Below are 12,342 nucleotides of genomic sequence, written 5' to 3' on the forward strand. Positions count from 1 at the left end.
AATGGAGGCGCCTCCCGGAGTCGAACCGAGGTCCACGGATTTGCAATCCGCTGCATAGCCACTCTGCCAAGGCGCCTCATCTGTGAATAAAGCTAAGCTTTTTCACCACCCTTTCGAGTCGTGCTCTCTTGGGTACGGGATGCATTCTACGGATTCGAGCGATCGAGTCAACACTATTTTTATTTTTTTAAATCGTTTGACTAGAATTTGTGCGAAAGACGATGGATTGCTTAGTTTTAATACTAAAAATCGCTTAAATACACTTGTTTATCATAAAACTTTGGCTACGCCTTACACTGCTGGCCGTGCGTTGCGTGCATTGAAGTATTAATAATCAGAAGACTCGCCTCTCTAAGACTCTCCAAGGACAAAAACAAGACTTAGATCACAAATAGAACTCTATCGAAGCAAAAGCCCCAGATACAAATTGCAAACATGGCCATTAGCAAGCATTGAAAAGCGAGAGAAGCCAAAAAATGCTGTAGATTGTCTTAGATACAAAAAAGCAGGCTATTAAGCCTGCTTTCTAACATCAGAATTTAATGGTGCTCTTCATTCAACAGATCGTCTTTCGCAGCAGCCAAATATTGAATCATTGACCAATATGTCAAGAAAGTTGCCACATACAAGGCCGCAAAGCCTAGCCAAACCATCCATTCATCGTAACGCCATATCAACACCCATAAGGCGAACATTTGCGAAACAGTTTTTACTTTGCCAACCCAAGATACCGCAACACTCGCTCGCTTACCGATTTCAGCCATCCATTCTCGCAATGCTGAGATAATGATTTCTCGCGCAATCATCGTTACCGCAGGAATGGTCACCCAAATTGAATGATAATGTTCCGTGATTAGAATCAATGCCGTTGCCACTAGCACTTTATCAGCGACAGGATCAATAAACGCGCCAAAACGAGAAGTTTGGCCAAGTTTACGGGCCAACATGCCGTCAAGCCAGTCAGTAAAACCCGCTACCCAAAACACCATTGCTGCTGCAAACGGTGCCCATGAATAAGGTAGATAAAAGACAACCACAAAAACAGGGATTAGGAACAGTCTAAGAAGAGACAGAATGTTCGGGATATTCAAACGCATTTTATTATTCTCTTACACATTGCGGCTTAATGTTGCGCGATTTTCCTTATTGTTTCAATGCTTGGAAAATAATTTCTGCTAAAGAGTGACTTATTCCCGGTACTTTGGCGATTTCTTCGACACTTGCACGTTTAAGTTCTTGTAACCCACCCATGTACTTGAGTAACGCCTGACGTCGTTTAGGGCCGATTCCCTCAATCCCTTCGAGTGCACTCGTACGTCTGGTTTTACCTCGCTTAGCACGGTGCCCCGCTATAGCATGGTTATGGCTTTCATCACGAATATGTTGGATAAGATGCAGCGCAGGAGCATCGCTTGGTAAATGAAACTCGTCCCCATCGACTGTAATCAGCGTTTCTAAACCTGGTTTGCGAGTAACGCCTTTTGCAATACCAATCATGATAGGACGCTTTGGCCAATCCCCCCAGTACTGCGAAATGATGTCATGCGCACGATTTAACTGACCTTTACCGCCATCGATAAAGATGATGTCGGGAATTTTCTCTACGTCCAATTGCTTCGAATAACGGCGCTCTAATGCCTGTCCCATCGCTGCGTAATCATCACCACCGGTAATCCCAGTAATGTTGTAGCGACGATACTCTTGCTTTACGGGGCCTTCGTTGTTGAACACCACACATGACGCAATCGTGCTTTCCCCCATCGTATGGGAGATATCAAAACATTCCATTCGAGCTATAGACTCCAACTTCAATGTTTCGCGAAGCGCATGAAAACGCTGATTAATTGTCATCTTGTGATTGATTTTGGTGGTAATCGCCGTTAGTGCATTCGTATTCGAAAGCTTGAGATACCTTGCTCGAGAGCCAGTTGGCGACGTATGAAAATGAACCTTACGGCCTGCCACTTCACTTAACGCTTTCTGTATTGGCGCAATATCTTCTGCCAACTCTTGATTCAAAATAATACGAGAAGGAATTGTACGTGCTTCGTTATGGCTCAAATAGTATTGAGTCAGAAAACTATCGAACACTTCCTGCTGGCTTGTATTTTGTGGGATTTTCGGAAAATGGCTACGGCTACCAAGCACTTTGCCTTGGCGTATCATCAGGATATGGATACACGCGATACCATTCTCCTGAGCAAACCCGAGTACATCCATATCATCCATGCTGTCTTCTGAGACGTACTGCTGCTCTTGAACACGCCTAATCGCTTGGATTTGATCGCGAAATTTAGCGGCATCTTCAAAGCGCAATTGCTGACTGGCAACTTCCATTTTCTCAATCAACTGTTTGAGTACTTGCTGATCTTTGCCTTGCAAAAACATGCGCACAAAGCCAACCAACTCTGCATATTCTTCATCAGAAATGATGGTATTAACGCATGGTCCTGCACAACGACCAATTTGGTACATCAAACATGGGCGCGTTCGGTTGGAATAGACAGTGTCTTCACACTGGCGCACAGGAAATATCTTTTGCAGCAAATGCAATGTTTCTCTTACTGCACCAGAATCTGGGTAGGGGCCAAAATATTCACCTTTGCGCTTCTTGGCGCCACGGTGGATAGAAAGCCGTGGGTGCTTATGACCGCTAATAAAGATATAAGGGTAAGACTTATCATCTCGCAGCAACACATTGTATTTCGGCAAATACTGCTTGATGTAGTTATGCTCTAAGATCAGCGCTTCTGTCTCAGTGTGAGTCACCGTGACGTCTATTTTGGCGATATTACTGACAAGCGCGCGAGTTTTCTCACTGTCTACTTTTTTTCGAAAGTAGCTTGAAAGGCGCTTTTTAAGGTCTTTGGCTTTACCTACGTAGATTACAACAGCTTCGGCGTTGTACATTCTGTAAACGCCGGGCTGATGAGTTACTGTCTTGAGAAAGGAAGCCGAATCGAAAGGAGGATTCACGCTAAAGGGTCTCGGTGTCCAGCATTCCGTGGCGAATCGCTAAGTGAGTTAACTCAACGTCACCATTAATGTCCAATTTACTAAAGAGTCGGTAGCGATAGCTGTTGACTGTCTTTGGACTTAAATTAAGTTGCTCAGAAATATCCGTTACCTTTTGGCCTTTGGTGATCATAAGCATGATCTGCAATTCACGTTCGGATAAGTCTTTAAAAGGGTTCTCAGAGGCTGGAGAAAATTGACTCAATGCCATCTGCTGCGCAATCTCTGGTGAGATGTAACGCTGACCACTATTAACTACACGAATCGCATTCACCATTTCGTCAGGGCCAGCACCTTTGGTTAAATAACCAGACGCACCTGCCTGCATCACCTTGGTTGGAAACGGGTTTTCTGTATGAACGGTAAGTACGATGATTTTCACATCAGGATTCACGCGAAGAATTTTTTTAGTGGCTTCCAAGCCACCAATTCCTGGCATGTTCATGTCCATTAAAACGACGTCAGCATGATTACTGCGACACCATTTTACTGCATCTTCACCGCTGTCAGCTTCTCCTGCTACGTTCATTCCACGGACGTCTTCAATAATACGTCGTATCCCTGTGCGAACCAGCTCGTGATCATCTACAAGGAAAACATTTATCAAACTTGTATCTCCACACTTTGTATTGGTTCTGCACCCACATAACCATTATTTGTTAAATGTGGATATCAGTATGACTGCCTATATACTAACGTAATCGACAAAAAATTGCTTTCTATGAATATGTGCTGAAACGCAAACTTTAGCAAGAACTTATTCATAAACCACTCTATTATTTTAGAGCGTGATGAGCAGAACCGAAATCTAAGAAAAGACAATTAACAACATTAAGTACAATAAATCAAGTAACTAGGTTTCATATTGCCCAGAGAAACACGCTATAACTTAAAATGACACTGTCCCTCTTGCACCAAAGACTAACTTGTAATCACTAATTCCAGCAAAAATTTGAGACGCTTTCTTTACTGGTTATTTTTACAGTTCTTAGTGTTAAACTAACGTTCTTCAAGTTTTCTAAGGTTTCTCACATTTGAATATTCAACAAGGCTTCCTGCTAACTCGACAGGCACGAGACATCAAAGGTCAAACTCAAATCGAGCTGTGGCTTTCGACAGAAGCAGGTCCTACTCAGTTAATTATTAATGGTGAGAAGCCAGTATTTTTCATCGCTCAGAAACACTCAGAGCAAGCAAAAACACTCGCACGAGAAAAAAACATATTCGTCGACATCCGCCTTTTGGATCTCAAAACGTTTGAACATACGCCTCTTGCTGCCTGCTATACCAATGTAACCAGAGACGCTCTCGCACTCAAAGACACATTCGCTCAAAAAGATATCACTACGTATGAAAGTGATATTCGCCTCGCCGATCGCTACCTAATGGAGCGTTTTATCAAAGGCAGTATCGAGTTTACAGGCAATGTGACTCGCACCAATGGCTACCAACGCGTCCAGAGCGCAAAATGCCGTGCGGGGCAATATGAGCCGAAGTTAAACGTTGTCTCGTTAGATCTAGAATGCTCTGAGAAAGGCATTCTTTACTCAATCGGATTAGACAGCGTCATGGATTCCCGCGTTATCATGATCGGAGAACCAGAACCTTCGGAGACACCGATACAGTGGGTTAAGGATGAAAAAGCGCTTCTAGAAGCACTCATCGTTTGGTTTAAACAATTCGACCCCGATGTCATTGTCGGTTGGAACGTCATTGATTTTGACTTTCGTCTGCTACACAAACGAGCAGAATGGCACAACATGAAGCTAATGCTTGGTAGAGCAGACCAAGCCAGCTTTTTCAGAAGTTCATCTCAAAGCCAACAAGGGTTTATTTCCATTCCAGGGCGAGTTGTAATGGACGGTATCGATACGTTAAAAACGGCGACTTATCACTTTCGGTCTTGGTCATTAGAGTCTGTATCTCAAGAACTCTTAGGGGAAGGGAAAGAAATCCACAACGTTCATGACCGCATGGATGAGATCAATCGTATGTACCGCTCCGACAAACCATCGCTGGCTAAATATAATTTACAAGACTGCATGTTAGTGAATAAGATTTTCAATCACACTCACCTGCTCGACTTTGCAATAGAGCGCTCTCGTCTCACTGGTGTCGAACTGGATCGTGTCGGCGGTTCGGTTGCAGCATTCACAAACCTATACATGCCTCAGATACACCGAGCAGGCTACGTTGCTCCGAACCTACACCCTGAAAATTGGATTGCCAGCCCCGGCGGTTACGTGATGGACTCCATCCCTAACCTATATGATTCTGTTTTAGTATTGGATTTTAAGAGTCTATATCCATCGATTATTCGCTCTTTCTTGATTGATCCTATGGGTTTAGTTGAGGGGTTATTGCTCGATATTGGAAAAGAAGAAAATCAGGCTGTACCTGGCTTTCGCGGTGGGCAGTTCCATCGTACGAAACACTTTTTACCAGAAATGATTGAAAAGCTTTGGGCAGCACGTGATGTGGCAAAGAAGAACAATGAAAAAGCTTTTTCTCAGGCAATCAAAATCATCATGAACTCCTTTTATGGCGTACTGGGCTCATCGGGATGTCGTTTCTTTGATACTCGGTTAGCTTCTAGTATTACCATGCGCGGACATGAAATCATGAAGCAAACTAAGGTGCTGATTGAGGAGCAAGGATATCAAGTGATTTACGGCGATACGGATTCCACATTCGTGTCGTTGAATCGACCATACAGTCAAGTAGAAGCTGACGCTGTTGGAAATCAACTAGTTGATTACATCAACTCTTGGTGGCAAGAACACCTGCGTTCTGAGTACAACCTAACATCTATGTTGGAAATCGAGTATGAAACCCATTATCGCAGATTCCTTATGCCAACGATTCGTGGCGCAGAAACTGGCTCGAAAAAGCGCTATGCGGGTTTAATCGGTGAAGGAAAGCAAGAACGGATTGTATTTAAAGGGTTAGAAAGTGCCCGTACTGACTGGACCTCGTTAGCACAGAAATTTCAAAATACACTCTATAGCATGATTTTCCATGGTGAAGATCCAAGCGACTATGTCCGAGAGATGGTTGAGAAAACTAACAACGGTGAATTTGATGAACAGTTGGTGTATCAAAAGCGACTGCGAAGAAAACTGCATGAGTATCAGAAGAACGTCCCGCCACAAGTGCGTGCAGCTCGTTTAGCCGATGAGATAAATGCCAAGCTTGGCCGCCCATTACAGTATCAAAACAAAGGGCGAATTGAATACATTATTACCGTGAACGGCCCTGAACCTTATGAGTACCTCAATAGCCCGATTGATTATCAACATTACATTGATAAACAACTCAAACCCGTTGCGGATGCGATTCTCCCTTTCATTGGGACGGACTTTGACAGGCTTTCAGCGCCACAAATGGGGTTGTTTTAGCCGATACGAAACTCTGTTTTCTGGTACTGTTTGACTAACCAATCACCAAACGCATCAATTAGCCCGATAACAGAACGCTTGGGAATACCCCGGCCAGAAAGTAAAATTTCTAGCCGCTCGATCTCAAGCTGCTTTTCAGGATGATAAGTTAAGAATACCTTGCCACATTGTATAGGGTCATCAAACCAACGTTTATCTCGATACATCACCAAAGAGTATGACGCTCTTAGTAACTTTTTTGCAATCACGCGCTGGGCGGCCACCTGCTCTTCTATCGTCTTCGCTTGTACGATTTTTTTGCGATACACCGTAATCCAATCTTCCACATCCATATTCCAGTGCTTAGCAATTTCCCAACTTGGGACGTAATCACCGAAGCAGTCTGCTAGATCATCACCATAAACACAGACACAGCAATGCTTAAGCATAAAGCCCCAAGTAAAAATACTATCTAAATTAGCCACTTCGCTCACTAAGGCTGTACGGACCGATACACCATTAACGTGAGGGTAACTCTGCTGCGCACGCCACTTAATTGTGTTGAGCAAAGTCGCGCGATTGTGCTCAAAGGATGATTGAGTAACGACAACCAAGTCTAAGTTCGACTTCCCAACGATCGCTGTTTTGCGAGCAACACTACCGTATACATAAACGCTGTGTAAGTTTTGCCCCAGTCCACCTTTGAGACAAGCGGTGACTTCCCTAATTAAAGGCGCAAACTCTGGTTGAAATGGTTGTTTAGGATCGATAACAGGCAGAGACATGACTTAAAACGTGTTCTCAGATGGTTCAAGAAGTTGGACTATATGTTCTCTTAGCCGACTCACTGAATCAAGTCCATTCAGGTGTTTAGTCATGGGAGTAACAACAAATTTCTGCAATGAATTTTAATGCTAGGCGGCTAACTTAGCGCTATAATCACCGAGTTTTGCTTAATAAGTATGAATAGGAATATACAATGCCAAAGGCAAGTGAAATCAAAAAAGGCTTCGCAATCGAGTCTAATGGTAAAACTCTTCTAGTTAAAGACATCGAAGTAACGACTCCTGGCGGTCGTGGCGGCGCTAAAATCTACAAAATGCGTTGTACAGATCTAAACACGGGCGCACGTGTAGATGAGCGTTACAAGTCTGATGACGTTGTTGAAACGGTAGAAATGAACAAACGTGCAGTTGTGTACTCATACGCTGACGGAGATGAGCACATCTTCATGGATAACGAAGACTACTCACAATACACATTCAAGCACAATGAAGTTGAAGACGACATGCTGTTCATCAACGAAGATACACAAGGTATCCACATTATCCTTGTTAACGGTGCTGCAGTGGGTATTGAACTACCATCTTCTGTTGAGCTAGTGATTGAAGAAACTGACCCTTCAATCAAAGGTGCTTCTGCATCTGCTCGTACTAAACCAGCACGCTTCGCTTCAGGTCTTGTCATCCAGGTTCCTGAGTACATTGCAACTGGTGACCGTGTTATCATTAACACAGCTGAACGTAAATACATGAGCCGAGCATAAGCATGTCTGATTTGATTTCTTACGACGACGTCATCGACGCAGCGTACGACATTTTCCTTGAGATGGCTCCAGATAACCTAGAGCCTGCTGACGTGATTCTGTTTACTGCGCAATTTGAAGATCGTGGTGCCGCAGAACTTGTTGAAACCGGTGATGACTGGGTTGAACATGTTGGCTTCGAGATCGACAAAGAAGTATATGCAGAGGTTCGTATCGGCCTAGTAAATGAGGAAAATGACGTTCTTGATGACGTATTTGCTCGTATGCTAATCAGCCGAGACCCTGAACATAAGTTCTGCCATATGCTTTGGAAACGCGATTAACGTTTCTTCATCATGAACAAAGATACCAGCCTAGTGCTGGTATTTTTTTATCTGCTGTTTTTGTTTAGCTGAGATATTTGTTTATCCAAAACACCCTGCTCTATATCGGCTTTAGATCCTTTTGTTATGTAACAGATAAGAAAAAGGCTTGCCGAATTGGCAAGCCTTTCTGATGTTTTGCTATCGATTAACGATGCTTGTTGCGTGCGCCTTGGTCACCAGCAGTCTTCTTCGGCTTACGACGAGAAGGGTTGTTGCTGCGACCTTTTGGTGTGTTAACACGCTCTTCATGGCGCTTAACTGCGCGACGAATTTTTTGGCTGCGTGCACGCTCACGTTTGCGTGACGTGTTGTCTTTGTTCAGATCAAGCATGGTTTCTTTCTCTGGACGAAGCTCTACAAGCTCACGCAAGTAGTTTACTTCTTTCAGGTCAAGCTCCATCCAACCGCCACGAGGCAGTTTCTTGTCTAAGAAGATGTCGCCGTAACGAACACGTTTCAGACGGCTAACGGTACACTCTTGCGATTCCCATAGTCGACGAACTTCGCGGTTACGACCTTCGTTTATAACAACGTAAAACGTGTGGTTCATGCCTTCACCACCCGCGTAAACAACATCTTCAAAGCGAGCTAAACCGTCTTCCAGTTCAACACCTTTTACTAGATTACGAACTTTCTGTTCAGTTACTTCACCGAACACACGCACTAGGTATTCACGTTCAACTTGGCGGCTTGGGTGCATTAAGCGGTTCGCCAGTTCACCATCCGTTGTGAAAAGTAGAAGACCAGAAGTGTTCGCATCCAGACGACCAACTGAAATCCAACGAGAGCCACGAATTTTTGGCAGACGATCAAAAACAGTACGACGACCTTCTGGATCGTGACGAGTACACAGTTCACCCTCAGGTTTGTAGTACGCAAGTACACGACAAATCACTTCTTCTTGAATCTTTGCAGAGACAATGTGACCATCGATACGAACTACGCTGCTCTCGTCTTCAAGTCTTTCACCAAGCTTAGCGACTACACCGTTCACGCTAACGCGACCAGATTTAATTAACGATTCAATCTCACGACGAGAACCGTGACCAGCACGTGCTAATACTTTTTGTAACTTTTCGCTCATTTATCTACCTATGTGTCGTCTTCACAGACGTCTAGACCAGGATTGGTCTGTATTTTGCTATTTACCCATTTCAGTGGGATTTTTCGGTCGGACATTATACGTAACTTTCTTAGTTAATGTAAGCTAAATCGGCGCCATTCTCCACACCAAAATTCACTTCAAAAATGACCGAAATATTTGTCCTATTCTGCAACTTTTTTACTACTTAAAGCAGGCATTGCTCAACGAGAATCCCACTAATATCGGTCTTCCTGAACCACTTTAACCACGCGGTACCTGATAAAATTGTCAGGGTTACAACAATAACCACTTGGGGTGTGTTTACTGTTCGTATTGCTAGAAAGCAACGAAGAATAAGCCGTCCCTGTTTGCTGCTAAGTAATACCAATCACCGCAGACAATGAGCACTCATAGCAAAACAAGGTCATGGGTAACAAGACAAAAATTGTCTTTAAGTCATTAGTTCACATCAAAAATAACACTAATGCTATCGTGTACTCTGACTCACTAGGTTCGCTCTGCACTCTCGGCGATTGGCATAAATCAGACAAAAAGGAATAGAACAATGTCTATGCTAAATCTCGACCTAAATTGGATTTTTGGGACATCTCAAGATGACGATATGACAGGCACAAAAGGCTCTGAAACAACCGATATTTTCTTCGGTTTCTGTGGTGATGATAAGTTTGTAGGATACGGAGGTAATGATATTGTCTTCGGTGGCTGGGGAGACGATACCTTGCTTGGTGGCCGAGGTAACGACTTTGTTTCTGGCGGCTTTGGAAACGATTTCCTATCCGGAGGATTAGGAAACGACAAACTCTTTGGTGGCTGTGGCGACGACACAATTTTTGATTATTCAGGCAACAACTACTTGAGTGGTGGCTGGGGTAACGACACACTCGTTGTTGGTGATGGTGAATCAGTACTGAGCGGTGGCTGTGGAGACGACACCTTCGTGCTTACAAACCGCCTGGCTATTGGTGTACCTGATCAGCCAGTATCTTCCAACGATATTGATGTCAAAGCCGACATTGTCGATTTTAATATTTTCCATGACAAACTTGTCTTTGATATGGGCCGAGACACTGATAACGATGGCATTCGAGATACGTTCTTGGATTCAGCGGATGATCTGACTTTATCTTACAATGAATGTGGCTGGGCAGTATTCTCAAGTGATGAATACAATGTTGAAGTGACACTAAACGGTGTGAGCTCTGCATACATCAACTATGCAGAACAAAATGGTATCGACATTTTCGATTTCGCTTAACCTCAATCAGTTAAGTTCAATGAGATATTCGATATGACAACTAAAATAGGAGGCGCGATGCCTCCTATTTTGTTTGACGGTGGTGTGCGTCTACTATTCGAATGGTGCAGGGTCACCAGATCCCAAACGAACCACAACAGGTTCACCTTCGCTAAAGTCAATTACAGTCGTAGGTTGTTCACCTAGGTAACCGCCATTAAGAATCACATCAACCGCATGTTCTAGTTTATCGCGAATATCCTCTGGATCAGATTCTGTTACGTCACTGCCAGGTAGAATCAACGACGTAGACATCATCGGCTCACCTAATGCTTCCAACAAGTCCAAGGCAATTTGATTGTCTGGAACACGGATACCGATGGTCTTACGTTTTGCATTCATCAAACGACGCGGCACCTCTTTTGTGCCTTTGAAGATGAAGGTGTAAGGACCTGGTGTGTTATTTTTCAGCAATCGGAATGCAGAGTTATCCACTCGCGCATAGAGAGAAAGCTCCGACAAATCACGACACAGTAAAGTAAAGTTATGCTTATCATCCAGACGACGAATCTGACAGATTCGTTCCAGTGCCTGTTTGTTCTCCAACTGACAGCCAAGTGCGTACCCTGAATCAGTAGGGTAAACCACAACGCCGCCGTTACGAATGATTGCTACTGCTTGATTAATCAAGCGAGCCTGTGGGTTTTCTGGGTGAACGTAAAAAAACTGGCTCATTGTAATTCCTCATTATCGAGCCTCTCGGCTCTATATTTTTATGGGTTCTCGACTTCGTCTTACTGAGTATTATTCAACGAAGGATCTATTCCCCAATCTTTCCAAACTGGTTCGACGCCAGCAGGCAACCATAGGTTCCTTCCTAGCTCCATCCACGGTGATGGGTAGTGAAAATCACTGCCTTGAGAGGCTAATAGTTTGTATTGTATAGCATAATCAGCCAAGTTGCGCCTTTCTTGTTGCGCTTGCTGTGGCTGTGCAACTTCCATCGCATCACCACCCGCTTCGACAAACGCTGCTAGAAGACGCTTAATCCACTTCGCTGTCAACTTATATCTACCAGGATGCGCTAATACCGCCATTCCACCAGCCGCATGGATAGCATCAACCGCATCCTTCATCGAACACCAATTCGGTGGTACATAACCTGGGTTATTACGCGTTAGGTATTTTTTAAACACCATTTGCATGGTTTTTGCGTAACCATTATCTACCAACCATTTCGCGAAATGCGCTCTTGTCACTGGAGCATCACCGGCGATTTGCCTTACCTCTTCAAGCACACCTACTCGAGTTGCTTTTTGTAGTCGCTCTGCAATTAACTCAGATCGTGTTATGCGATGCTGCTTCTGCTGTTCTATGAGGGCAGATAATTGTTCATTTTCCGGATCGATATTCAGGCCGACAATATGAATGTCTTTGTTTTGCCAGACGGTCGATATCTCAATGCCATTGATGATTTTTATCGGCAAATTATTATCTTGAACGTATTGCTTAGCTAACGCCAAACCGTCAACCGTATCGTGATCAGTGATCGCCAAAACCTCGATATCAAAACTCAGCGCCCTTTCCACTAAATCTTTAGGCTCTAACCGACCGTCCGATGCAGTGGTGTGACTATGTAAATCAATTCTCATATTTTTATCGTTTTAATGCCGTTTTGGGGTTGACTTTTTACTCTCGCA

At 43.8% G+C, this 12,342-nt stretch carries 11 protein-coding genes and 1 tRNA gene; 4 read left to right on the forward strand and 8 right to left on the reverse strand.

What is annotated here, in order from left to right; genetic code table 11:
- Positions 1 to 2: 2 nt before the first annotated feature.
- The 4 genes from R7E29_RS13245 to uvrY all read right to left on the reverse strand — a co-directional run bounded on the left by R7E29_RS13245 (position 3) and on the right by uvrY (position 3,622).
- Positions 3 to 76: transfer RNA gene (locus tag R7E29_RS13245), tRNA-Cys, on the reverse strand.
- Positions 77 to 539: 463 nt separating this feature from the next.
- Complete coding sequence (pgsA, locus tag R7E29_RS13250) at positions 540 to 1,097, reverse strand: CDP-diacylglycerol--glycerol-3-phosphate 3-phosphatidyltransferase (protein ID WP_005394805.1); 558 nt, start codon at positions 1,095 to 1,097, stop codon at positions 540 to 542.
- A 46-nt stretch (positions 1,098 to 1,143) separates the two neighbouring features.
- A complete protein-coding gene (gene uvrC, locus R7E29_RS13255; protein WP_080773718.1) occupies positions 1,144 to 2,976 on the reverse strand; it encodes an excinuclease ABC subunit UvrC in 1,833 nt (610 codons plus the stop codon).
- Between the two features lies 1 nt (position 2,977).
- Positions 2,978 to 3,622, reverse strand: a complete 645-nt coding sequence (gene uvrY / locus R7E29_RS13260; RefSeq protein WP_005386783.1) for a UvrY/SirA/GacA family response regulator transcription factor — start codon at positions 3,620 to 3,622, stop codon at positions 2,978 to 2,980.
- Positions 3,623 to 4,049: 427 nt separating this feature from the next.
- Between uvrY and R7E29_RS13265 the strand changes: the two genes are divergently transcribed.
- A complete protein-coding gene (locus R7E29_RS13265; protein ID WP_054577041.1) occupies positions 4,050 to 6,413 on the forward strand; it encodes a DNA polymerase II in 2,364 nt (787 codons plus the stop codon).
- Here R7E29_RS13265 and R7E29_RS13270 read toward each other — a convergent pair.
- Positions 6,410 to 7,177, reverse strand: coding sequence for an elongation factor P (locus R7E29_RS13270; RefSeq protein WP_017635724.1), 768 nt, complete (start codon positions 7,175 to 7,177; stop codon positions 6,410 to 6,412). The two genes, R7E29_RS13265 and R7E29_RS13270, sit on opposite strands and share 4 nt — an antisense overlap.
- 194 nt (positions 7,178 to 7,371) lie before the next feature.
- On the opposite strand from R7E29_RS13270, the gene yeiP reads away from it, so the two are divergent.
- Entirely contained in the window at positions 7,372 to 7,938 is a 567-nt protein-coding gene (gene yeiP / locus R7E29_RS13275) for an elongation factor P-like protein YeiP (protein WP_005376801.1), read from the forward strand.
- 2 nt (positions 7,939 to 7,940) lie between these two features.
- Positions 7,941 to 8,261 carry an HI1450 family dsDNA-mimic protein gene (locus R7E29_RS13280; RefSeq protein ID WP_005376800.1) on the forward strand — a complete coding sequence of 107 codons (321 nt, stop codon included), beginning with the start codon at positions 7,941 to 7,943 and terminating at the stop codon, positions 8,259 to 8,261.
- A 187-nt stretch (positions 8,262 to 8,448) separates the two neighbouring features.
- Here the strand turns inward: R7E29_RS13280 and rluB are convergent, their stop codons facing one another.
- Positions 8,449 to 9,387 carry a 23S rRNA pseudouridine(2605) synthase RluB gene (gene rluB, locus R7E29_RS13285; protein ID WP_005376798.1) on the reverse strand — a complete coding sequence of 313 codons (939 nt, stop codon included), beginning with the start codon at positions 9,385 to 9,387 and terminating at the stop codon, positions 8,449 to 8,451.
- A 565-nt stretch (positions 9,388 to 9,952) separates the two neighbouring features.
- On the opposite strand from rluB, the gene R7E29_RS13290 reads away from it, so the two are divergent.
- Entirely contained in the window at positions 9,953 to 10,663 is a 711-nt protein-coding gene (locus R7E29_RS13290) for a calcium-binding protein (protein WP_005376796.1), read from the forward strand.
- A 93-nt stretch (positions 10,664 to 10,756) separates the two neighbouring features.
- Here the strand turns inward: R7E29_RS13290 and R7E29_RS13295 are convergent, their stop codons facing one another.
- The gene (locus tag R7E29_RS13295) at positions 10,757 to 11,377 is read right to left on the reverse strand and encodes an L-threonylcarbamoyladenylate synthase (RefSeq protein ID WP_005376791.1); all 621 of its coding nucleotides are present in this window, start codon (positions 11,375 to 11,377) and stop codon (positions 10,757 to 10,759) included.
- 59 nt (positions 11,378 to 11,436) lie between these two features.
- Positions 11,437 to 12,294: an RNase RNM gene (gene rnm / locus R7E29_RS13300; protein ID WP_005386777.1), complete on the reverse strand. Its 858-nt coding sequence runs from the start codon at positions 12,292 to 12,294 to the stop codon at positions 11,437 to 11,439.
- Between the last annotated feature and the right edge of the window lie 48 nt (positions 12,295 to 12,342).

The sequence above is a fragment of the Vibrio sp. Vb1729 genome (assembly GCF_033338655.1).
Taxonomy (GTDB): Bacteria; Pseudomonadota; Gammaproteobacteria; order Enterobacterales; family Vibrionaceae; genus Vibrio; species Vibrio alginolyticus.